General features: G+C 33.7%; 20 protein-coding genes. 11 read left to right on the top strand and 9 right to left on the bottom strand.

The features are described from left to right. Positions 1-11: 11 nt before the first annotated feature. The 11 genes from SHI72_RS14480 (at position 12) to nagB (ending at position 17,372) form a co-directional block, all read left to right on the top strand. Entirely contained in the window at positions 12-350 is a 339-nt protein-coding gene (locus SHI72_RS14480) for a hypothetical protein (protein ID WP_323490408.1), read from the top strand. A 179-nt stretch (positions 351-529) separates the two neighbouring features. Next, a complete protein-coding gene (locus SHI72_RS14475) occupies positions 530-1,909 on the top strand; it encodes a sulfatase (RefSeq protein WP_323490407.1) in 1,380 nt (459 codons plus the stop codon). Continuing rightward, the gene (locus SHI72_RS14470) at positions 1,881-4,613 is read left to right on the top strand and encodes a DUF4962 domain-containing protein (protein ID WP_323490406.1); all 2,733 of its coding nucleotides are present in this window, start codon (positions 1,881-1,883) and stop codon (positions 4,611-4,613) included. Before SHI72_RS14475 ends, SHI72_RS14470 begins: the two co-directional genes overlap by 29 nt. A 264-nt stretch (positions 4,614-4,877) precedes the next feature. Beyond that, entirely contained in the window at positions 4,878-8,933 is a 4,056-nt protein-coding gene (locus SHI72_RS14465) for a hybrid sensor histidine kinase/response regulator transcription factor (RefSeq protein WP_323490405.1), read from the top strand. 61 nt (positions 8,934-8,994) lie between these two features. Further along, on the top strand, positions 8,995-9,837 hold the full coding sequence (gene kduI, locus SHI72_RS14460) for a 5-dehydro-4-deoxy-D-glucuronate isomerase (protein WP_323490404.1): 843 nt from the start codon (positions 8,995-8,997) through the stop codon (positions 9,835-9,837). A 6-nt stretch (positions 9,838-9,843) separates the two neighbouring features. Further along, positions 9,844-10,974 (top strand): DUF4861 family protein, encoded by a 1,131-nt coding sequence (locus tag SHI72_RS14455; protein ID WP_323490403.1) that lies wholly within the window; start codon positions 9,844-9,846, stop codon positions 10,972-10,974. Positions 10,975-11,447: 473 nt separating this feature from the next. Then, positions 11,448-12,242, top strand: coding sequence for a gluconate 5-dehydrogenase (locus tag SHI72_RS14450; protein WP_323490402.1), 795 nt, complete (start codon positions 11,448-11,450; stop codon positions 12,240-12,242). A gap of 6 nt (positions 12,243-12,248) precedes the next feature. Beyond that, positions 12,249-13,259: a sugar kinase gene (locus SHI72_RS14445; RefSeq protein ID WP_323490401.1), complete on the top strand. Its 1,011-nt coding sequence runs from the start codon at positions 12,249-12,251 to the stop codon at positions 13,257-13,259. Further along, positions 13,252-13,917, top strand: coding sequence for a bifunctional 4-hydroxy-2-oxoglutarate aldolase/2-dehydro-3-deoxy-phosphogluconate aldolase (locus SHI72_RS14440; protein WP_323490400.1), 666 nt, complete (start codon positions 13,252-13,254; stop codon positions 13,915-13,917). The genes SHI72_RS14445 and SHI72_RS14440 overlap by 8 nt, the downstream gene beginning before the upstream one ends. A gap of 1 nt (position 13,918) precedes the next feature. Beyond that, positions 13,919-15,193: an MFS transporter gene (locus SHI72_RS14435; protein ID WP_323490399.1), complete on the top strand. Its 1,275-nt coding sequence runs from the start codon at positions 13,919-13,921 to the stop codon at positions 15,191-15,193. Between the two features lie 250 nt (positions 15,194-15,443). Next, the gene (nagB, locus tag SHI72_RS14430; RefSeq protein WP_323490398.1) at positions 15,444-17,372 is read left to right on the top strand and encodes a glucosamine-6-phosphate deaminase; all 1,929 of its coding nucleotides are present in this window, start codon (positions 15,444-15,446) and stop codon (positions 17,370-17,372) included. A gap of 152 nt (positions 17,373-17,524) precedes the next feature. Here nagB and SHI72_RS14425 read toward each other — a convergent pair whose 3' ends face one another. The 9 genes from SHI72_RS14425 to SHI72_RS14385 form a co-directional block, all read right to left on the bottom strand. Then, a complete protein-coding gene (locus SHI72_RS14425; protein ID WP_131450977.1) occupies positions 17,525-18,385 on the bottom strand; it encodes a hypothetical protein in 861 nt (286 codons plus the stop codon). A gap of 236 nt (positions 18,386-18,621) precedes the next feature. Then, positions 18,622-19,728 (bottom strand): alkene reductase, encoded by a 1,107-nt coding sequence (locus SHI72_RS14420; protein WP_323490397.1) that lies wholly within the window; start codon positions 19,726-19,728, stop codon positions 18,622-18,624. Between the two features lie 25 nt (positions 19,729-19,753). Next, entirely contained in the window at positions 19,754-20,137 is a 384-nt protein-coding gene (locus SHI72_RS14415; protein ID WP_323490396.1) for a hypothetical protein, read from the bottom strand. Positions 20,138-20,151: 14 nt separating this feature from the next. Continuing rightward, entirely contained in the window at positions 20,152-21,165 is a 1,014-nt protein-coding gene (locus SHI72_RS14410) for a zinc-binding alcohol dehydrogenase family protein (RefSeq protein WP_323490395.1), read from the bottom strand. A 20-nt stretch (positions 21,166-21,185) separates the two neighbouring features. Continuing rightward, positions 21,186-21,467 carry a hypothetical protein gene (locus SHI72_RS14405; RefSeq protein WP_323490394.1) on the bottom strand — a complete coding sequence of 94 codons (282 nt, stop codon included), beginning with the start codon at positions 21,465-21,467 and terminating at the stop codon, positions 21,186-21,188. Between the two features lie 99 nt (positions 21,468-21,566). Beyond that, entirely contained in the window at positions 21,567-22,517 is a 951-nt protein-coding gene (locus tag SHI72_RS14400) for a polysaccharide deacetylase family protein (protein ID WP_323490393.1), read from the bottom strand. Positions 22,518-22,831: 314 nt separating this feature from the next. Continuing rightward, on the bottom strand, positions 22,832-23,188 hold the full coding sequence (locus tag SHI72_RS14395; protein ID WP_086896248.1) for a hypothetical protein: 357 nt from the start codon (positions 23,186-23,188) through the stop codon (positions 22,832-22,834). A gap of 25 nt (positions 23,189-23,213) precedes the next feature. Continuing rightward, positions 23,214-24,635 (bottom strand): L-dopachrome tautomerase-related protein, encoded by a 1,422-nt coding sequence (locus SHI72_RS14390; RefSeq protein ID WP_323490392.1) that lies wholly within the window; start codon positions 24,633-24,635, stop codon positions 23,214-23,216. A 44-nt stretch (positions 24,636-24,679) separates the two neighbouring features. After that, on the bottom strand, positions 24,680-25,459 hold the full coding sequence (locus SHI72_RS14385) for an acetolactate decarboxylase (protein ID WP_323490391.1): 780 nt from the start codon (positions 25,457-25,459) through the stop codon (positions 24,680-24,682). Positions 25,460-25,558 lie beyond the last annotated feature (99 nt).

The following is a 25,558-nucleotide window of genomic DNA, read 5'->3' as shown; positions in this document are numbered from 1 at the left end:
AAATTATGATTATGAAAAACATACTATTGATATTAAGCTTCGCCTTAATGACTACAGTTACATTTGGACAAAGTAAACCTCAAAATATGAAAATGTTAAGAGATTCCATTTTTACAGTCATGAAACTTAGTGATGAAAACAAACTCAAAATGCATAATTTAATTGCAGAGAATGGAAAAACTCAAAAAGCAATAAAAGAAGATGCAACACTTACCGAAGAACAAAAAAAAGAAAAACTACAAGCTTGGAGAAAAGAGATATCTGTAAAAGAAAAATCAATTCTAACTCCAGAAGAATTCCAAATATGGAGAGATTTTGGAAAATCATTAAGCGATAAGTCTAAGAAATAATAATTGTCAATTGAATCTTTTCTAGTGAATTACCAAACTAGAAAGTTGCTGAATACGGGTTTTAATTGAATTTAATATCATTTTGAACAAAATTAAAACCCTATTTAAGCATTGATGATTAAATTCGTTTTGTGGTTTTAAAGGGTAGCAAAAAAAATAATCTATTAATATAAGTAGATATGAAATTTAGAATAAACATTTTGCTTTTATGCGTACTAGGATTGATAATTACTCCATTAATGAGTATTGCTCAAACCAAAGAACGTCCAAATATTCTCATCATCATGACCGATCAGCAAACTGCTGATGCGATGAGTATTGCGGGTAACAAAGACTTACATACACCCGCAATGGATAAGCTGGCACAAAACGGAGTTCGTTTTACCAAAGCTTATTGTGCGCAACCACTGTGTACGCCATCCCGTACAGCAATCTTTAGCGGAAAAATGCCTTATGAAACTGGTTTTATTGGCAATGCACCAGAAAAAGACGGACAATGGCCAGATGATTTATTAATGATGGGCAAAATCTTCCAAAACGGAGGATATAAAACAGGTTACGTAGGCAAATGGCATTTACCAGTTCCTACTACAAAAAAGAGTCAACATGGTTTTGAATATATCGAGAACACCAATTTTCAAGATTATAATGATGCAGCTACACCATCATTTTGTGCTCGATTTATCAAAGAGAATAAAAACACCCCATTCTTGCTAGTAGCTTCATTTTTAAATCCTCATGATATTTGCGAATGGGCAAGAGATGAAGATTTAAAAATGGATGTATTGGCCAAAACACCTCCAGTTGATCAGTGTCCGCCATTGCCGATTAACTGGAGAATTCCAGATAACGAACCACAAATAGTACGTGATCAGCAAAAAGTAAGTGCCCGCACCTATCCTACTGTAAACTGGAGCGGAGACCAATGGAGACAATACCGTTGGGCATATAATCGCTTAGTCGAAAAAGTAGATAATTATATAGAAATGGTATTGGCATCATTAAAGAAATATGGTATCGAAAAAAATACCATCATTGTTTTTACAGCAGATCATGGTGATGGTTATGCAGGCCATAGCTGGAACCAAAAGCAAATATTATATGAAGAAGCCGCAAAAGTTCCTTTTATCATTTCAAAAATAGGACAATGGGAACCTCGCACCGATGATATGTTGGTTTGTAATGGTATCGATATTATCCCAACTATTTGTGGATTTGCCGGTGTAGAAAAACCTGCCTATTTAAAAGGAATTGATATTAGTAAAAAAATTGAGAATCCAGCGCTAAACTTACGTGATACACTAGTTATAGAAACTGATTTTGCCGATAACGAAGAATTATTAGGTATAAGTGGACGTGCCGTAATTACTAAAGATTATAAATATATCGTTTACAATAAAGGAGAGATTAAAGAGCAACTTTTTGATTTAAGCAAAGATCCGGGAGAAATAACTAATCTGGCAGTAAATAAATCACATAAAAAGAAACTCGTAGAAATGCGCAATTATTTAAAAAATTGGTGCAAAATAAATGGAGACACTTTCGTATCAGGATTATAAATCAGATGAAAAGAAAAGAATCATGATAAAGAAAAAAATAATTGCTTTGTTATTGTTAATCACGTTTAATGCGTTTAGTCAACAAGAACCAGCAACAATCAAATTAAACGCAGAAAAACTGCATTCGAGAGTACGTGAATGGCCTTATCCTATAAACGGAATAACAGTGCCAACTAATGCTCCAGCTTTACTCTGGCCTGCAACCAATGGTAAAACCATGGTAAAACCGATGGAAAGCGGAAGTGCAGTACCAGAAGATCCTAATATTGGCAATGTGCGTTACAAAGTAATGTTGGCAAGTGATAAAAAATTTACAAAAGAGCTGCTTACTAGTTCAGAACAGCGTTGGGCTGTTTATCCGTTACATCAATCATTAAAACCAGGAAAATGGTACTGGAAATATGCGTATGCTTTAAAAGGTAGCAATCAATGGACCTGGTCTACTGTTTATGATTTTGTAATTGATGCTAAATATTCCAATGAAAAAGTATCTCCACCAATAACCGAAGTTCTAAAACGAAACCAAGGTTCACATCCCCTATTATGGGATATGAACCGCATAGGTGAAGATTTTTATAAAAATAATCTAGAAAATCCTGAAGCCAAAACGTTTATCGCTTTCGCTGAAAAACTGATGTTAGCTCCTCTTCCTACAGAAAAACCTCAAAGAGTAATTGATACAACGGGGAAAAATGCACTGGAAAAAAAGTTAATTATTGAAAGAATGTACCATGGTTTTGGAGATGCCGTAGGTACACCAGTCCGTAATTTGTGTATTGCGTATCAATTAACCAAGGACAAACGATTTATCTTAGATGCAAAACGCAGAGCATTAAATATTGCTAATATGGATCCTGATGGTTTAGCCACAGGAGATGATTTTACAAGCGGTGCAGTTCTCGAAGCGTTAGGTTGGTTTTATGATGCAGGATATGATTTTTTAAATCCACAGGAAAAAGAATTATTCAAAAATATAATTACACTTAGAGCACAAAGAGTTTATAATCATTTGCCAAACCGTTTTGAGTTGCATGTAAGTGACAATCACGTATGGCAAATCACCATGCGCAATTTAGCCATTGCAACAGTCGCAGTTATAAATGATGTACCCGAAGCCAAAGAATGGCTTACGTATATGTACGAAGTCTGGTCGGCACGTTTCCCAGTATTAGGCACAACCGATGGAGGTTGGCATGAAGGGAATGGCTATTTTAGAGTAAACTTTAAATCTATTATCTACCTTTCTCAAATGTTTGGAGATTTTAGTGGCGTAGATTATTTTAAACTACCATGGATGCAAAATTTACCTTATTATATGTTATATACACATCCTAATGATGGGGCAAGTACCGCTATTGGGGACATGTGGGAAAACATACCGTATATTGTAAAAGGAGAAGCTTGGTTTGCAGATGCGCTTACTTATAAAATAGATAACCCGTATTTAAACTGGTATGTAGATAGAATAAAAAAAGATCATCCAGACTATTTTCGAGGCACAGATGATTACTTATTATTTAGATTATTAAACTTTAAACCAAATAGAAATTTACCTGTTTCTTCGCCTACTGATTTGCCTAAAACCCGCAAGTTTGGTGATGTCGGAGTAATAGCAATGCACGAAGATTTGGCTAAAGCCGATAAAACACTAAGTAGTTATTTATTCAGTAGTCCATTTGGAGCTTCAGGACATGGACATGCTTCGCAAAATGCGTTTACAGTAAACTTTAAAGGAAAAGTAATCTTTGGAGGAACTGGGTATTATAGCAACTTTAGCGATAAGCACAACCTTTTGTATTATCGTACATCCAAGGCATATAATACAATTTTGGCGGATAGTTTGAGTCAGAAAATTGGAGAAGAAGGTTACGGATGGACACCACGTGCTATTTCGGGACAACATATACAATATGCTTTAGGTGATGCAAGTAACGCTTATGGCGAAATTAAAAGTGAATTTTGGCTGAATAGATTCAATCAAATTAATGTAGTTCCAAATAAAGAAAATGGTTACGGAGATCCGGGAGTAACATTATATCGCCGACATATGTTACAACTAGATGGTGGATATATTGTATTGTATGATGAACTAGAAGCTAAGAAACCTGTAAAATGGACAACACAATTTCATTGCCCCTATTACACAATAGAGGCACAAAATACCGAAAACGCAAGCCAACAAAACTTTACAGTAAAAACAGATTTAGGTAGCGTAACAGCAAGTGTTTTTGCTAATAGTCCTTTGAATATGAAGGTACACAACAAGTTTTTTGAAGCAGCGGTTAATTGGAACAAAGTAACCAATGATACAGGCGAAATAAAAGATTTTAAAGACCAATGGCATGCAGGAATTACATCCGAATCTAAACCGAAATTCAGATATTTAACCATTATACAAGTTAAAGATGGTAAAACTGAAGTAATTAAAACGGTTTCAAACGTAGATGGATTATACAATTTACAAGTTGGAGATTGGGAAATACAAGCACAATTAAATGGAGAAAAACCAGCGGCATTACAAGTAGCTGGCAAAGCAGTAAAATCATTATTTAATTATGGTGGTATATCAATTAAATTTCAAGGAAAAACATATATCCCTAAAGTTATGGGAAGTTCTATTTTGTTAGAAATGGAAGGTTCTAAAGTAAACAAACAAGAGGTTGTAGATGAATTACCAGATGTAGCTAAATACGATAAGAATTAAAAAAGTAAACCATACAAGTTATGTAAGTTCATTTAATCGAAATTTATTATATTTTTAAAGTAAAAAAATAGTTAGATTACTTCAGCTTAACGCATTGAATAGCCTCCTGCTTTAGCTGGGGTTTAAGAAATGATGATGAATAATATGGCTTTAGCCAAAATAAAAATGAAAATAGAATTTGTGAAAATCATCACAATTTAATTACAATACCTACAAGGTCAAAAAAAACCTTGCAAGATAAAAACAAGAATTATTTAAACTACCATGAAGAAAAAGATTGCTATAATAACCCTTTTGTGCACTGTGCTTTTTGCAATAAAAAGTCACGCCCAAGTGCAAGACCGATATTTTCGCAATATTTCGGTTGATAAAGGCTTATCGCAAAGTTCAGTTTTTGCAATTCAGCAAGATCAACTCGGGTTTATCTGGATTGGAACTCAAGATGGTTTAAATCGTTATGATAGTAAAGGTTTTAAAGTATACAGACCTATAAAAGGAGCTAAAAATAGCTTACAATCCTACTACATCCGAAGCTTGTTTAAAGATCATAAAGGGCAATTATGGGTTGGAGGAAACCAAGGAATTAGCGTTTATAATTACGATACAGACAATTTTGTTAATTATAAACTTCCGCGTAGTCTTGGCGAATGGTACATATCATCAATAACAGAAGATAATGCGCATAGAATCTGGGCTACATCTATAGCAGGAGATGTGTTTATGCTTACTCCCGAAGCCGAAAATTTCACTACAATAAAGTTTAATGCTTCATCACACGAAGTAAAAAAAATAGCCTATATCGGCGTTTGGCAACAACAAATTATTTTAGGAACAGATGTTGGGCTTTTTAAATTAAAACCAAAAACACACGAGTTAATCAAAATTAATCTAGGAGCAAAAAAGCCTTATGTTAATGATGTTTATGTAGATGGAAAAAAATTATGGGTAGCAACCGAAGGATATGGAGTAATACAATATAATAGCCAAAATGGGCAAGCCACTTCCCTCCTGCACAACTCAGGAACAAACAGTATAGTCGATAATAATATAAGATGTGTTGGTAAAGATACCGAAGGAAATATTTGGCTAGGAACTTTTAAAGGGCTTACAATTTTTAATCCTAAGGCAAATTCTTTTGCAAATTACTACCATCAAATATCACAGCCTTACACCATTAGTCAGAACTCGGTGCGTTGTTTCTTTAAGGATAATCAAAACGGAATTTGGCTAGGAACGTATTATGGTGGACTCAATTACTATCATAAAAACGATATTAAGTTCAATTTACTAAGCCAAAACTCAGGTAAACCTTCTTTAAATGACGAAGTTATCGGTGTTATAAAGCAAGATCCAAAAGGTAATTTTTGGATTGGAACGAATGACAAAGGAGTAAATTATTGGAACAAAAATAACAATACAATTAGCTATTATTCAAACAGTGAGAATAACCCAAATAGTCTAAGTTCTAACAATATCAAAGCCATTGCTTTTGATGATAACGGCAATGTATTAATTGGGACTCACAACGGCGGATTAAATTTATTGAACCCAAATAGTGGTCATGTGCAGCGCTTTCGCCACGACGAAAACAATCCAAGTTCTATTGCGGGCGATTTAGTTTATAGTATTCTTAAAGATCATAAAGGGCGTATTTGGGTAGGAACAAGATCAGGATTAGATCAATTTCATCCAGAAACAAAATCATTTACGCATATTCATTTAGATAAAGCCGGAAAACGACCAACTTCTGATGATATTACTTTTCTTTATGAAGATAGTAAGCATAGAATCTGGATTGGAACTACCAACGGAGTTACGCTGTTTTATCCTGATAATCTATTATTTGGAAACATCGGACACGGAAAAGTCAGCGAAGATATTGTCAATTGTATTACCGAAGACAAAAAGCACAGAATATGGATTGGTACTAGAGAAGGATTGAGTTTATATAATGAAACGCAGGAATCTTTTATCAGTTTTAAAACAAAAAACGACTTTGTAAAAGGAACTATTTACGGCATAATTCCAGATGAAGATAATAATTTATGGATTTCGACTAATAGCGGATTAATTAAATTTAATCCCGACAGTGGTTCTATACAAACTTTTGACGAAAGTGACGGACTTCAAAACAAGCAATTCAATGAGTATTCATTCTATAAAGCCAAAGATGGAATGTTGCTTTTTGGTGGAATAAAAGGTATTTCTTATTTCTATCCTGCAATGGTTAAGCAGCAATTGCTTCCGCTAAAACTTAGTTTTACAGGACTGGAAGTTTTAAATAAAACCGTTGCTGTAGATGATGAAACAAATATACTGGAACAACATATTGATCAGGCCGAAGAATTAGAGATTGGACCAGAATACAAGCAATTCAGTATCTTTTTTAATACATTTAATTACATATCTGCCAATCGCACACATTATTATTACAAACTAGATGGACTCGACAAAGATTGGCAACGTACCGATGAGCTAAAAATAAGCTATAGCAATTTACCAGCAGGAAATTACAATTTGCAAATAAAAGCAATGGGACCTAACGGAGAAATGAGCCCAATAAGAAGTTTAAAAATTATAATTCTTGCTCCATGGTATAAAACAATATGGTTTTATTTATTGCTGTTGGCAATTATTGGTACAGCGGCATATATTGCTTTCAGAATGATTACTGAGCGTATAAAAGCGTTGCAACAATTAAAACTAGAACGAATAGATAAAGAAAGAGTGAGTTATATTAATCAGGTAAAAATGGACTTTTTTACCAATGTATCTCACGAACTAAGAACACCATTAACATTGATTTTGGCGCCCCTGGAAGATTTATTAAAATCACCATTTGCAGATAAAACATCCAAAAAGAAACATGAACTCATGTTTATCAATGCCAAAAGATTATATAACCTGGTTGATCAATTATTTGAGTTTAGAAAAACCGAAATGGGAACGCGCCAACTTAAAGTAGGTAAAAGTGACCTTGTGAGTTTTACCAATGAGATTTTTGAATCCTTTAAACCACTTGCCGAAAAAAATCACATTCATTACACCTATCATTCATCAGAAACGCAACTTATATTTTCTTTTGATAAAGATGCCATGGAGAAAATTTTGTTTAATCTACTTTCAAATGCATTTAAATACACCCAAAGTGGTCAAAGCATAAAAGTTGAATTAATAAAGGAAAATGAAAAAGTATTTATAAAAGTAGCAGATACAGGAGTTGGAATAAGCGAGGATGATTTGTCTAAAGTATTTGATCGTTTTTATCAGGTAAATAATAAAGAAATGAATTTGGGTTCGGGCGTTGGTTTAGCTTTTACCAAACGATTGGTGGAACTACATCATGGCGAAATCATTGCCGAAAGTACAAAGGAAAAAGGAACTGTTTTTACTGTAGCAATTCCTACTTCAGAAACTGTATATATAAATGATTCGCGTGTAGAAGATTCTGTATATGAGTTATCTATGGTAACAGACGATAATCTTGTTATAGAAGATAATATACTCCTGCAGGAAAATGAAATTTTAATAGATGAAACTGCCGATGGAGATCAAATAATCAAACTGCTTATTGTAGATGATAATAAAGAGATTCTGGATTACCTGCAAGATTATTTGGGCAAGATGTATGAAATTGTAGTTGCTTACAACGGACAGATGGCGTTGGAACTATTAGAAATTCAACAATTTGACCTCATTATTAGCGATGTAATGATGCCAGAACTAGACGGATTACATTTTTGTAAACGTGTAAAACAGAACATCAATACATCACACATTCCATTAATGCTTTTAACTGCTAAAACGGAAACGAGTCAGCAAATAAAAGGATTAGAAATGGGAGCCGATGATTATATCACAAAGCCATTTTCGCCAAATTTGCTTGCCGCCAAAATTGCAAACTTATTACGTTCCCGTAAACGATTAAAAGAATACTATTCGGCTGGAAAAGAAATGGTTCCCGAAAATATTGCTTTTAATGCCCTTGACGAAGAATTTTTAAAACAAGCCATAAATATTGTCGAAGAACATTTAGCCGATTCGGAATTTACAGTAGATAAATTCAGTAAAGAAATCGGAATGAGCAGATCCAACCTTTATTTAAAATTAAAGGCAATTACAGGAGAATCGGCTATGGATTTTATAAAAAGAATACGATTTAAAAAAGCAGTCGAGCTAATGCAAAACAAGCGGCATACTATTGCGCAAATTACTTATATGTGCGGTTTTAACTCGCCTTCGTATTTCTCAACAGCATTTAAGCAATACTATGGTTGTATGCCAAGTGAGTATTTAGCCAAGCTAAATGATGAAAAATAATATTACCAAAATACAGTGTAAAAAACTGAAATTTCAATAATACAAAACAAACCAAATTATTATGAATACCAATTTTGAAAGCCGTTTTGCAGTAAGTCCAAAAGAAGCAAAACAAATGGATACAGAAACATTACGCGAAAATTTTTTAATCGAAACTATTTTTAGCGCAGAACAAGTAAAACTAACCTTATCACATTACGATAGATATATTATTGGTGGAGCAATGCCAGTAAACCAAAAAATTGTATTACCTAATCCTACCGATTTAAAAGCGGAATATTTTCTAGAAAGAAGAGAAATCGGAATCATTAATGTAGGAGGAAAAGGAATTATTACCGCTGATGGCGAAAGATTTGAAATAGATTTTAAAGAAGCTTTATATCTGGGCAAAGGGATCAAAGAAGTGGTATTTGAATCTGTAGATGCTAATTCTCCAGCCAAATTTTATTTAAACTCTGCTCCTGCTCACCACAAATATCCATCAAAAAAAGTGACAAAAGCCGATGCTGAGATTGTAGAATTAGGAACTATGGAAACGGCAAATCATCGCATTATAAATAAATTGATTGTAAATAGTGTGGTACAAACCTGTCAGGTTCAAATGGGAATGACAGAGCTAAAATCAGGTAGCGTTTGGAATACTATGCCAGCACACACACATGATCGCCGTATGGAAGCTTATTTCTATTTTGAAGTACCCGAAAATCAAAGTGTTTGCCATTTTATGGGACAACCACAAGAAACAAGACATATCTGGATGCAAAATGAACAAGCCGTAATCTCTCCTAATTGGTCAATCCATTCAGGATCAGGAACCTCTAATTATACCTTTATTTGGGGAATGGCTGGAGAAAATTTAGATTATGGAGATATGGATCATTGTGCTATTAACGATTTAAAATAAGTGATTATGAAATTGATTAAACTCTTTCTTTACCTTGCTTTTGTCTCGCCATTAGGTGTTTTCGCACAAGCAAAAGCAACAATTACCATTCAGAATAATTCGGCTCAGGAGCGAAAAGAAGCTGTTGTAGCAATAAAATGGGCAACGGTTTTATCACGTTATCCTCAAATAGATACAGCAAATTTTGTTGTGATTAATCAGGCGACAAAAAAGCAAGTTCCTTTTCAGTTAGAACACCGCGGACTTTCCACAATTCAAAATCTTTTAGTACAAGTTAATGCTAAAGCAAAAGCGTCACTTATCCTGGTAATACAAAAAGGTAAACCAGAAACTTTTGCAACCAAAACTTATGCGCGTTATGTACCAGAACGCAAAGATGATTTTGCTTGGGAAAATGACAAAATAGCCTTTCGTGCCTACGGTAAAGCGATAGAAAACACAAAGGAAGATGCTTCTGGATTTGATGTTTGGGTAAAAAGAACCGATAAAATGGTCATTAACGAACGTTATAAAATTGGAAATTATCATATCGATAGTGGCAACGGAATGGATTATTACCACGTTGGCCCTACATTGGGCGCAGGAAATATGGCACCATATGTAAATGACAGTATTCGCTATTCGGGAAATTATCGTAAATGGTTAGTGCTGGACAATGGTCCTTTGCGCAGTACATTTCAATTAACTTACGATACCTGGATTGTTGGAGGAATAGAAGTTAAAGCTACAAAAATCATTTCTATAGATGCTGGATCACAACTTAATCGTGTAGAAAATACCTATACTTTTAATGGAAATAAACCTATGGAAGTTGTAGTTGGCTTAAGTAAAAGACCAGAAGCTGGAGTTATTTCATTAAATGAACAACAAGGTATTATGGGATATTGGGAACCTACATTTGGTGAAGACGGAACTACTGGAGTTGGTTCTATACTAACTACACCAGTAAAAAGTATGTGGGTAGATAAAACACAAATATTAGGAAAAACGACCGTTGTAAATAATGAACCTATCGTGTACTACACAGGAGCAGCTTGGAATAAAGCAGGAAAAATTACCGATGCAAAACAATGGTTTACTTATTTGGATAATTTTTATCAGCAACTAAAAAATCCATTAATTGTAAAAGTCGAATAAAGCTACAGTAGCACTCAAATAAAAACTTTAGATAAATATACCTAGTCAGCACATTAAATTGAAGTTGATAGCCATACTTATGCCTTTTTTGAAAAGAATTTAGCACATTCCTGCAAGGTTTTAAACCAAGAGTATAAGGAACTTTGATAAAAACTCAAATTTAAAGTTGGTCTGCGCATTTTTGTCATCTCAACGAAGGAGACTCGAGCCGATAGCGAACAGACGTAGTAAATCTCCACGAGTAGCTCGACAATTTAAGAAAAAAACTGTGAGTTAGTTTCATACGGAGATTTCTCCTTCGTCGAAATGACAAGTTTGGGGATTATTTTGTGTAAAACTAAAGCCGCTTAGACCTTTGGTTTTAAACCTTGTTGGTATAATTTAAGAATACAAGAATAATACCTAACAGGTTTTTAAAACCTGTTAGGATAACAATAACTCAGAATACTTATTAACTATAAAAAAGAAAAAAAATGTCAATTAACTTATTTGATTTAACAGGGAAAACAGCACTTATAACAGGAGGAGTTCACGGTCTGGGAATGGCAATGGCAAAAGGTCTTGGACTTGCAGGTGCTAAAATTGTAATAAATGATCATTCATCACAAGAAGCTGTAAATAATGCAGTTGCAGAATATAAATCTGTGGGAATTGAAGCTTACGGATATATTTTTGATGTTACCGATGAAGCTGCTGTAATTGAAGCAATAAACAAGATAGAAGCCGAAGTTGGACCTATAGATATTTTAATTAATAACGCAGGAATCATCAAAAGAACTCCAATAATAGAAATGGAAGTTGCAGATTTTGAAGCAGTAATAAAAGTAGACTTAACAGGACCTTTTATCGTTTCTAAAAATGTTGCCAAAGGAATGATTATTCGCGGAGGCGGAAAAATTATAAATATGTGCTCTATGATGAGCGAACTTGGTAGAGACTCCGTAAGTGCTTATGCTTCTGCAAAAGGAGGATTAAAAATGCTAACCAAAAATATGGCTACGGAATGGGCTAAATTTAATATACAAACTAACGGAATTGGTCCTGGATATTTTGCTACAAGCCAAACTGCACCGATTAGAGTAAATGGACATCCTTTTAATGAATTTATTATAGGCAGAACGCCAGCTGGTCGTTGGGGAGATCCTGAGGATTTGCAAGGAGCAGCAATATTTTTAAGTTCAAAAGCAAGTGATTTTGTAAACGGCCATATCGTGTATGTAGATGGTGGAATACTTGCTACAATAGGAAAACCATCAAACGAAGCATAATTTATCATGGGTAAAGTACTTTGTTTTGGGGAAATCCTTTTACGATATAGCATGGGGGAAAATTTTCCCAAACAACAGGATATGTCTGCTTATGTAGGTGGTGCCGAAAGTAATGTTGCATTGGCACTGGCAAGATGGAATGTTCCTGTAGCCTATTGTACCGCCCTACCCGACCATTTTTTGTCGGACACCATTCTTGCTTATTATAACAAAATGGGGGTTGATACAACTGCAATTATAAAATCTGGAGAAAGAATTGGTACCTATTATCTTAATCAAGGAGCAGATGTTAAGAATGCAGGCGTAATTTATGACCGTAAATATTCTTCTTTTTCAGAACTAGAACCGTCAAGCATAAACTGGGAAGAAGTATTTGAAGGTGTTTCCTGGTTTCATTTTACAGCCATTGCACCAGCCTTAAATGCAAAAATTGCTGCACTTTGTGAAGAAGCTTTACTTGTTGCCACAAAAAAGGGAATTGCTATTTCTTTGGACTTGAATTACAGAGAAAAACTTTGGAAATATGACTCAGAACCTAACGAAGTAATGCCTAAACTAGCTAGTTACGCTCATGTAATTATGGGGAATATTTGGTCGGCAGAAAAAATGCTCGAAATAAGTATTAATCAGCAATTAATAGCATCCGAAAAAGAAATTCATTTAGTAGAGCAAGCCAATGCAAGTTCTCAAGAAATCTTGGCAAAATATCCTAATTGTAATATCGTTGCGAACACTTTCCGCTTTAGTAAAGAAGATAGTGTAACCTATTTTGGAACATTGTATCAAAAAGGAAATAGTTATAAAAGCGAAACTTTGTTTGCTGCAAATACAATAGACAAAGTTGGAACTGGAGATTGTTTTATGGCTGGACTTATTTATGGAATATTACATAGAAAAGAGCCACAACAAATAGTAGATTTTGCTGCAAGAGCAGCCTATCAAAAATTATTTATAAAAGGTGATGCTACAACATCCCGAGTAGAAGAAATCGAACAGTTAATAAAGCAAAATGAATAAGTCAGAAAAAGTTATTCAACAAATCATTCATTCGGGTTTGTTGCCTTTATATTATCATGAAAGTAAAGATTTAAGTGTAAGCATATTAAAAGCTTTATATCAATCAGGTATTCGTATTGTAGAATATACAAATCGAGGTAAAAATGCTTTAATAAACTTTGAAGCATTAAGGACTATAGCTTCACAAGAAATGCCGGATTTATTGCTAGGAATTGGTACTATAAAAACAGCTGAAACTGCCAAAGAATTTATAGACTTAGGAGCTGATTTTATAGTAAGTCCTATAGTTTCTGCCGAGGTTGCAAAAATTGTTTTAGAGCATAATTTAGCTTGGATTCCGGGTTGTTTAACACCTACAGAAATTCATCAGGCACAAGTTTATGGAGCTAGATTAGTAAAAATATTTCCAGGGAATTTAGTTGGAGCATCTTATGTGCAATCTATAAAAGATATTTTTCCTAATCTTCTTTTTATGCCTACTGGCGGAGTTGAACCAGAAGAACAAAACCTAAAATCATGGTTTGATGCAGGCGTATCTGCTGTAGGTATGGGAAGCAAACTCTTAAAAACCAGTGCAATTGAAGAGAATAATTTTGATGCACTTTCGGATTATATTACAAAAGTTACCATTCTAATTCAATCTTGTAAACATTCTTAAAATGAATATAACTTCAGAAAAAAGAGTTCGATATGGCATCTTAGCCCTATTGTTTTTTGGAACAACCATTAATTATATCGACAGGCAAGTAATTGGTTTGTTAAAGCCCACATTAGAGAAAGAATTCCATTGGACAGAAACTGATTATAGCAATATTGTTATGGCTTTTTCAGCAGCATATGCCATTGGTCTTATAGGTTTTGGAAGATGGATTGATAAAATCGGAACTAAGCTAGGATATGCTGTATCGGTTTTCTTTTGGAGTGTTGCTGCCGTAGCACACGCATTTGCCAAAAGTACGTTTGGTTTTGGATTAGCAAGAGTTGGTTTAGGCGTAGCCGAAGCAGGTAATTTTCCTGCAGCAATAAAATCTGTAGCCGAGTGGTTTCCTAAAAAAGAACGTGCTCTTGCAACAGGAATTTTTAACTCGGGTGCCAATGTTGGTGCTGTGGTTGCTCCTATTATGGTTCCTGCAATTTTAGGTGCTTATGGTTGGCAAGAAGCATTTGTTATTACAGGAGCTATTGGCTTTATTTGGCTGATTTTTTGGTGGAAATACTATGAAACTCCTGCTAGACATAAAAAAATATCAAAAGAAGAATTTGACTATATCCACAGTGACAATGAGCTAGTTTCAGAAACTGAAGTACCTGTAAAATGGACAGCTTTATTTAAAGTAAAACAAACGTGGGCTTTCATCTTTGGGAAACTATTGACAGATCCTGTTTGGTGGTTCTTTTTGTTTTGGTTGCCTTCATATTTTTCCGAAACATTTAATCTTGATTTAAAGAAACCAAGTTTACCATTGGTAATTGTTTATACAGCCACAACTATTGGTAGTATTGGAGGCGGTTATTTATCTTCATATTTAATAAAAAAAGGATGGAATGTACAACGAGCACGCAAAACAACCATGTTTTTCATTGCCGTTTGTGTATTGCCGATAATGTTGGCACAGTTTACCAAAAATATATGGGTAGCTGTTGGCTTAATTAGTTTGGCAGCAGCAGCTCACCAAGCTTGGAGTGCCAATATTTTTACAACAGTATCTGATTATTTTCCTAAAAAGGATATCAGTTCAGTTGTAGGTATCGGTGGCATGGCAGGTTCAGTTGGAGGTATTCTTTTCCCTCTGGCAATAGGAATCATCTTAGACCATTATAAAATCTTAGGAAATATTACTGCAGGTTATAATATCATATTTATCATGTGTGGTTCTGCCTATTTATTGGCTTGGATAGTGATGCATTTTTTAACCAGTAAGAAAAATGACTAGCTATTTATATTGTCTATAAAGGAACACGGATGATACAGATTTACAAAAGTAAAGACGCGGATTAAAAACGGATTTTGAAAAATAATTTTGAAATCCGTATCATCTGTGTTTTCGCTTAAGCGAATCCGTATTATCCGCGTTCCTTTCGAAAAGAGTTCATATAGAATAATCTTCTTATCCCGTCCCGACGTTTCGGGATCGAAACTATATATTGAAATGAATTACGCCCAATGGGTAAAATAAATTTAAAATGATAAAAAGCATAATAGACAAATCAACTGGTTTCGAAAAACGATTCGAAAATATTGACACGGTAGTTTTTGAGAATTCCACCGATGCATCCAAAGCAGTTGCGCAGCAAATAGCGGCACTTATCAAGTCAAAACAAGAGAAAAACGAATCATGTGTATTAGGATTAGCAACAGGATCATCCCCAAAAGGATTATATGCTGAGCTAGTACGTTTACACAAAGAAGAAGGATTAAGTTTTAAAAACGTAATCACTTTTAACCTGGACGAATACTATCCAATGGAGCCAGATTCAGTAAATAGCTACGTAAGATTCATGAAAGAATTGTTGATGGATCAAGTCGATATTTTACCTGAAAATTATCATATTCCAGACGGACTTTTAACAAAAGAAGAAATAGCAGATTATTGCGCAGATTACGAAGCTAAAATAGAAGCTCTGGGCGGAATCGATCTACAAGTTCTTGGAATTGGAGCAAATGGACATATCGGATTCAACGAATCAGGTTCCTTACAAAACTCAAAAACAAGATTAGTTGCATTAGACCATATTACCAGAGTTGCAGCAAGTAAAGACTTTTTCGGGTTAAACAATACGCCAAGAACAGCCATTACACTTGGAGTAAAAAAGATAATGGAAGCTAAACAAGTTATTCTATTAGCTTGGGGAGAAGGAAAAGCAGACGTTGTAAAAAAATCTGTAGAAGGAGAAGTTACTAATAGAATTCCTGCGTCATTTTTGCAAGAGCATAACAATGTGGTTTTTGTTTTAGACAAAGAAGCCTCATCAAAACTAACAAGAATCAACAGACCATGGTTAGTAGAGAAAATTGTTTGGACAGACAAATTAACCCGTAAAGCTGTTTTAGGATTAGCGCTAGATTTAAAGAAACCAATCCTAATGCTTACCGATGCCGATTATATCGAAAACGGAATGAGCGATTTACTAGCCGATTCAGGACCAGCATACGATATCAATATTAAGATATTTAATAAACTGCAAAATACCATTACAGGATGGCCAGGAGGTAAACCAAATGCAGATGATACCAAACGACCAGAAAGAGCAGAACCTGCAAGAAAAAGAGTATTGATATTCAGCCCGCATCCAGATGATGATATCATAAGTATGGGAGGAACATTCATGCGTTTGCAAGAGCAAGGACATGAAGTAAACGTAGCATACCAAACCTCTGGAAATATTGCAGTTGCTGATGATGAAGCTTTGCGTTTTGCAAGATTCGTTACCGATTACAACGAGAAATTCGGAATCAAAAGCGCCGAAGCAGAAAATATTTATCAAAAAGCAGTAACCTTCTTAACCAATAAAAAGAATAGTGAGATAGATATTCCAGAAGTTCGCTACATAAAAGGATTAATCAGAAAAGGAGAAGCACGCTCAACAAGTCATTTTGTAGGTTTGCCAGACGAACAAATTCATTTTATGGAACTTCCATTTTATGAAACAGGAACAATCGAGAAAAAACCAATTGGAGAAGAAGATATTCAACTTACAATGGCTTTAATCGAAAAAATCAAACCACATCAAATCTATGCTGCAGGAGATTTAGCCGATCCACACGGAACACATAAAGTATGTCTAGATGCTATTTTTGAAGCAGTAAAACGATTAAAACCAAAATCATTTATGGATGATTGTTGGTTATGGTTATACCGTGGCGCATGGCAAGAATGGGGAATTGACGAAGTCGAAATGGCAGTACCAATGAGTCCTGATCAGGTATTAGCAAAAAGACATGGAATCTTTAAACACCAATCTCAAAAAGATGGAGTTGTGTTCCAAGGGTCAGATGCACGTGAGTTCTGGCAAAGAGCCGAAGACAGAAATGCAGAAACAGCCGAATTATACAACCAATTAGGTTTATCGCGTTACGCTGCAATGGAAGCTTTCGTGAGATGGCATTATTAAAAGGTTCTAAGGTTTTTCGAAAAGGTTCAAAGGTTCAAAGGCTCGAGGAACAAAGGTTTAAAAGGATAAAAAAATCTAATTATTTTTTCAAAGTAATTCAATAAAAAAGAGCGCTTTAGCGCTCTTTTTTATCAATTATCAATTATTAATTATCAATGTTTTGCTTTAGATCCAAACGGACAACGCTTTATAAGATAATTGATTGTAGCGTGGTAAGCATCGAATCCGGTTCCAAAAGAATTTCTAGATTCCGAGTATAAGTTCGATCCTTTATCGTTATAAATATTCAGATTAATTTTAGTTTCATAATTAATCATTGTTGTGGCATTATTAGAGTTATATGCTGAACCTGATGATTTAGTAGTTTCTTTTCGACCTTCTTTATTTTGGGTTTCTTTATCATTATAACTAGAAACACCACTTCCGTAAGACGAAGTTCCTTTATTAGTTACAGTGGCAATTCCGTATAGAACATTTTCAACCCCTAGTAATACGGCCATTTCCTGAGGAGTTATCGATTTTAAATTAGCATGTGTAATTTTATTCTTAGCCAATATACTATTTGTTGTAATAGGGTCTTGCAAGTCTAAACCATAAGTATTGTCTTTAACAGACAAATAACCTTCTGCTTGCAACTGCTCAGCCATCGAATTAACATTAAGTGAAGGATCATTAGAAATGAACTCAAAGGGCAATATAGCTATTCTCCCTCTGCGATCTGTAGATGTAGAAACTGGTGAAATTGTTTCGGAACCAGCCGTTTTATTAACTACTTCCGTTCTTCCGCTGGCAAATACGATTACATTTATATCTGCCTTTTTAAATTCATATTCTAGGGATTCTCCCTTAAATATAAACTTAATGGCATTATCTTTAACCGATACAACTTTGCCTTCTCTTTTTTCTCCATTTACCATAATAACAGTATCAACTTTATCCTGAGCAGACATGGTAATTACACTGCAAAAAAGGATTATAAAAAAAGTGATTTTTTTTAAAATAAGAATTTTCATTTTTTCAAAGATTAAATTTTTAAGAATTAAAACCAATCTAAATGCATAAAGCAAAATCTTTAATCAAGACAATAGTCGCGTATACAATTGTTAAAAAAAATGTTATTTGTAGATAAATTGATACTATAAAAATAATTATTTTTTTATTAAAATCCAATATAAACCCATATTAATCATAGGTAAGCACTAGTTTTATCAATCGATTGCGCAAGTTAAATTTTTCTTAAATTAAGGTTTTACCCCATAAAAGGATAATCTGTGTAACCTCTTCCTGTACCACCACCAAATAAAGTATGATTATCTGATATTTCATTTAGTGATGTATGTAATTTGACTCTTTTTGGATAATCGGGATTCGTAAGAAATTTTCTTCCAAAGCCAATTAAATCAACCAAATTGTTTTCTATTAATTTTTCACCTTCTTGAGGGGTTTTATTACCGGTGGCAATAATTGTATTTTTAAATTTAGCTCTAAGTTCTTTCCTGAAATCATTTGAAATTTGTGGAGCATCATCCCAATCCGCTTCACAAAGATGAATGTACGCAATATCTAATTTATTCAATTCCTCTGAAGCTAACATAATAGTTTCCAGAATCTCAGGATCATTCATATCTTTAAAGCTTATAAAAGGAGAAAGCCTTACTCCTGTTTTTTCTTTTCCAATAACTGATGCTACTGCTTTAGAAATTTCAATTAATAATCGAATTCTATTTTCTTTTGAACCACCATATTTGTCGGTTCTTTTATTACTATTACTTCTTAAAAACTGATCGATTAAATAGCCGTTTGCTCCATGAATCTCTACACCATCAAAACCTGCTTCTATAGCATTTTTAGCACCCTGAACAAATTCTTGGATTACGTTATCGATATCAATCTTAGTCATTTCTCTAGGTTTTTCTACAGGAATAAAAGTAGCATCCCCATTTGGAGCACCATCAAAAATATAAACGTTGGTATTTTGTGCCAGTAAAGCCGAAGGAGCAATAGGTTGCAATCCATTTACTTTAGAACTGCTTACCCTGCCTACATGCCATAATTGAAGAAATATTTTGCCTCCTTTTTTGTGTACAGCATCTGTTGTTAGTTTCCATCCTTCTATTTGTTCCTGACTATATATCCCTGGAGTTTTTGCATATCCCATACCTTGCATAGAAATTTGCGTTGCTTCGGTAATTATAATACCTGCCATACTCCTTTGAGCATAATATTCTGCCATTAATGCATTAGGTACATCTCCGGGTTGTGTAGCTCTAGAACGTGTCATAGGAGCCATTAAAAAGCGATTTTGTAATTCGATTCCTTTTAAGTTATATTTCTGAAATAATTCTTGATAATTCATTTTTATGTCAATTTAGAATTGTAATTTATTTTTTGAATTCTACTGTTGAAAAAATCAATGTTGTTTCTCCAGTATTTTTTAAATTATGAATGAAAAAATTCTCTTCATTAAGCTTATCAAAATAAACTGTATCTCCTTTTTCATAAATTATTTCCTTTACAGAACCATCATTATAGTAAGAAATAGATTTGCCAGATGAGAGTGCTGTCCAGAAATAGCGTAAACAATGTTTATGAAACGGAAGTTCTTTTCCTGCAGGTAAATGAATAGTCCAAACTTTAAATTCTTTATTTTCAAAAACTAATTTTTCACCTACTGTCCTATTGTTTTCAGCATTATTAAGTTCATCGCGTAATTTATTAGTCCACAGTTCCCAGGTTCCTGCAGGATTTATTATTGTAGCTTGCATGTTTATCTTTTAATTTAAAATTCAATAGCAATCTTTCCTATTGTTTTTCCAGATTCCAATAGTTGATGCGCCTTTTTTAAATTATCAGCCGTAAGACCAGTTAATGTTTCATTCAAAGTAGTTTTAAGTATTCCATTATCTAATAAATCAGCTATTTTATTGAGAATATTATGTTGTTCTTGTATATCATTTGTTTGAAACATAGAACGGGTGTACATTAATTCCCATGAAAACGAAACGCTTTTGTTCTTTAATTTATTCAAGGCAACAGGGTCACTGCTTCCGGTAATAGAAGCAATATGTCCTTGAGGTTTAATAAGCTCCACCATAATATCCCAATAAGAATTTGTATCAACAAAATCGAGAATAAAATCAACATTTTCGAATCCTAATTCCCTAACAGCAGAAATCAAGTTTTTATGATTAACCACATAATCGGCTCCTTGCTCTTTACACCAAGCAATAGTTTCCGGACGAGATGCTGTGGCGATAACAGTTAAACCTGCTATTTTTTTAGCCAATTGTATGGCAATAGAACCAACTCCTCCTGCCCCTCCAATTATTAAAACCGTTTTACCTTTATCCTTTTCAGGGTTAATACGAATGCGGTCAAAAAGTATTTCCCAAGCTGTTAAACCTGTTAAAGGGATAACGGTAGCTTCAGCATTCGTAAGAGATTTTGGTTTTCTGCCTACAATGCGCTCATCTATAATTTGATATTCTGCATTGCTACCTTGTTTCGTAATATCTCCTGCATAATATACTTCGTCACCAACTTTAAATAAGTTTACATTTTCACCAACAGCTTCTACTATACCTACAGCATCCCAGCCGATAATTTTTGGAGTTTCTAAAACTGTATTTACAGCACTATTCTGGCGAATTTTAAAATCTACTGGATTTACAGATACCGCATTGATTTTTACCAATAAATCATTTGCACCTGGTATAGGTTTAGCAGTTTCAAATTCTAAAAAACTATTTTGTTCAGTTATTGGTAGTGATGTTTTAAATCCTATTGCTTTCATAATTTTAATTGTTTTATTTATTATTCATTTCTAAAAACAGCTTCAAGCAAGACTCCTGTCGGAGTATGCAAAAAGATTCTTTTTTCATTAATATCCTTTAATTCCATTGTACTATAATCCACAGCTAGTGAATCTAATTTTGACTTAAATTTTTCATATCCATTCATAAAAAACGCAGTATGATCTATTGCTTCGGCAGCATAATTACTACTTTGCTGAAATCTTAAATTAGATTGAATCATATGAACTATTGGGGCATTACCTTCGTATAACCAATAACCAGGAATAGATTTTTCGATCACATCGGGCCGTTTCCCTTCTTTTAAATCAAATACAGAATTTTGTGTTGTCTATATCCCTTGTTCGAATGGTAGTATGATCAATGTGCATGGAAATTATAATTAGTTATTAAACTTTTCTTCGGCATTATCGATAGGCGTTTTAGGATCATTTTGAACCATCTTAGCGATATCATCCTTTCTCATAAATACGACTCCTTTTTTAGTTTTTGTATATTGAATAAAGGTATCCATTGCTTTAACCATCGCTGGAGTTCCGCCTATTCTGTCATGAAAACTAATAGACATCATTCTTCTTTTGGTAGCTCCTTCTTCATAAAGTTGGTCAAATTCCATTTTTAATTGAGCCAAAAATTGATCTGGACTCCAATGTTTGCCTTCTACATTTACAATATCATTATTACGAAGTGTATATGGCATTACGACAAAGTTTTTACCATTTACTTTAGTGATAAAAGGTTCATCACGACTTAAATCATCGATATGATATAAAAAACCAAGTTCTTGCAATACTTTTAGAGTGTTTGGACTTCTGCGTAACCAGTTTGCATTATATCCAACTCCCCTTTTACCAGTAATAGATTCTACAGTATCAATCCCTTTTTTTACAAATGCTAATTCATCAGCATAACTCATATTCCATTGATTACTCCATGACATTCCATGAGCAGCGATTTCATGACCACCATTTGCAATAGCTTTTGCAATTTCGGGATATTTTACAGCAGCTTCACCTACTACATGCGAAGTAACTTTAATATCGTATTTCTTCCATAAATCCAGCATTCTGTAAATCCCTTCATTTGCTCCATAGCGAAACCAACTTTCGGCAGGTAAATCTGGTTGTCCTTTGGGCAATGGACTTCCGGAAAACGGACTTTCTGCTCCTTCTGGTTGGCCTCCTGTTTCGAATTGCATGGATACTGAAATTACTAATTGAGCTCCATTTGGCCAATTTTTAGTAGTGTTTTCTTTTTTTGTCTGTGCATTAAATGATAAAAATAACATCATGAAAATTGAAGTTATTATTGTTTTGAAAAAAGTTGAATTCATTTTTTATAAGTTTAAAATTTTTAACAAAGTTAATATGGTTCTACAGCTGTTTTGTTGTAAAATATCATTGAATGTTTGTAAATTTCGATTAACCGGTTAGATTTGTTTTTATAATCTTTATAGAATACAATTTCATATTAAATTTGAATATTAATAACAAGTAAACAAAATAATAAGTGCTTAAAATTAAATAACATACGATTAATTTAATAATCTATATAAAAAGAAAAGCACACAATAAAATTATAAAAAATTATTGTGTGCTTTCTTTTACCTAAACTAGTACAAGTATGTTTTATTAATTGGGATTTTTGTTACCCAAATAAAGCAGTTCCGCTACTCATTCTCTCTAATAATCCCATGCAAAGTGAGCATGTAAATAGCGTAATTGCAATTGCCATTAATCCAAAAATCATTAACAAATTTCGAATAGATCCTTTTGCTAAATTTTGTTCATTATCTTTTGAAATGTATTCATAGATATTTTTGAAATTTTTATAGATGATAATTCCCGTAAAACCTATCGCAAAAAATATCACTGCTGCTATAACAGTCAATACATAAAAACGAAATTGATTACTATGAATAAAAACATCACTAAGCGTAATTAAACTTAGTATAAAAAAAGCTACTACAGCCGTATAAACAGAAATCTTGAAGAATGTAAACATAGTTGCTTTTAAGTATTTAATTAGTCTATTTTTTAAAACGATAAATATAATAAGGTGGTTTGCCCTCATCACCAGCTCCTGTAAATGCAGGCGAACTATCAAGTTGGTTTACTGAAATATACATCCATCCATCTGGACCTTGGTAAACATTATCAGGCCATAATATTTTTTCATTATCTTGTATAATATTGGTTAATTTACCTTTAGCATCTAGTTTGGTAATTGCATGTTCTTGCAAGTTAGTAAAATAATGATTGCCATCTGCATCCGTAATTGCTCCATCACTAAAAGGTTTGCTTCCAACTCTTTCTATCGAATTACCAATTACAGCATCACTTTTACCATCTCTTAACAGTTTTGCAGACACTTTATACCAAGAAGAACCATTCATAGCTCCAAAAAATATAGTTTCTCGATCATTCGAAAGTGTAATTGGATCAATAGCCACACGAGCCGGTTTACCGCCAAAATGGGTAACCTTACCTTTAATAATCATATCTTTATCTTCTGCTTGCAATGAAGTATGTCCGCTAAATCTACGAACATTTTTAGTTTTTAAATTCAGTACAATAATTCCAGGATTGGCAATATCTGCTAAATAAGCAAAACCATTCTTTTCGTCTATTGTTACATCTTGAGTAAAAGTTCCTTTGGGAGCTACAGATGAAGGTAATTCTATTTTTTGAGTTACTTTATTTTTGCTAATATCAAAAGCCCAAAGCCTTGTTTTACCAAGTTCAAGTCCCATATCGATAACCCATAATTGATTGTTTTTATCAAAAATAAGTCCTAGCATAGCATCAAATGTAGCATCAGTAGCTTTTTTGCCATTCTTCTGAAAATTTTCAGATGGATAAGGAATTGCTTTACCATTTACAATTTCTACCAATTGTATTTTTTGACTTCCTAGCGGGTGTATCGTTGCAAATACACGACCTTCTGCCGATACTGCTACATCCCCCGGACGTATATCCATTGCTGCTACAACTTCTAGATTGTTATTAGTTTTATTAGCGTTCCCAAAATAACTTGCAGTACCTTCTATCCAGTCTTTACGAGGAGGAGCAAAAAAGTCAACATCGAGTGTTCCATCTTCAAGACATTCAAATTGATGTGGTATATTCCCTGGAATTATAAGTACTTCTCCAGCCTTAACGATATAATCTTTGCCTTGCATAGTTACTTTTACGCTCCCTTTTGTAATGTAAGATGTTTGTTCATTAGGATGCTGGTGCAAAGGTACTTTTGCTCCTTTATCCATCTTAAATAAAGCTAACATTCCTTGCTCTCCATATACATATTTTCGTTGTAATTTATCTCCCAACTGTTCCCAACCCAAATCATCAAACTTAATATGTTGTATCTCTTTTGTATTTTGTGCTGTCATACTATTCGTAATCAAAGTCATTACAGCGATTGCCAATATTGTTAATTTTAATTTTATCATTTTTATTGTATTTAATTATTTGAAATAGATTTTCCCCTCAATTATTAATAAGAGCTTTTGGCGTTACTTTGCTGCGGCCAGGGTTTATCAAAAGTTTTATTTTGCTTTGGCAAAAGAATCTCATAACCTGATTTTTCGTCTATACTAATTTTTATTTTTACAGAAGATAATTCTCCAGAAACTAAATGTCCCCCATATGTTTTATCATCCGATATAAAGTGAAAATGAAACGGTGATAAATCTATAGCTGCAAAAGATGGTGGATTATAAAAGCCAACCAGAGTTCCCGAAATATTTCCTTTTTTGTATAAAGGCCTTGTTTTCATTAACTCAGCTAAACCTGTAGTATCCCAATCTTCGAGTTTATTTGCGCCACCCACTACAATAGATTCAAAAACACATTCTATTCGTAATGCATACGGCTTATTTGCAGATGGGAGTTTGCTTATGATTTCTTTTTGGAGCATTTCAATATTTTTAATACCACTCACCTCAAATTCTTTGTCAGCTCTAAAAAAAGCAACAGATGCAAATGGAACTTCTCGTTCAACTTCTGCTTTTGTAACACGTCCATCCGAAGCTATACGATAAAAAACACCATCCAAAGCAATCATTTCACCATCGAGATGATTATATGTACCTAATCCAAAACTTCCTTTAGCAGCAAGTGATTTTATACTAAGATCGCCTATGTAAACACTGTTTCGCATTGCGTCCATTACAGAATAATGGAAAATTGGCTTCTCTTCCTGAACTTGCCCATTTACTACCAAGAAACTAGCAGTAGTAATTAAAGAAGCTATTGTTGTTAATTTTTTTCTCATTGTTTAATTTATTATTCTGTTTATACAGAAAGAATTATAAAAGCAAAGATATTTTTTAACAACTAAGATATATTGTAGATTTTCATTGTATTTTTGTAT

Source organism: Flavobacterium sp. PL02, from assembly GCF_035013205.1.
Classification (GTDB): domain Bacteria; phylum Bacteroidota; class Bacteroidia; order Flavobacteriales; family Flavobacteriaceae; genus Flavobacterium.
Note: the sequence above shows the minus strand (reverse complement) of the source record. Positions and strands in the feature narration are given on the sequence as shown.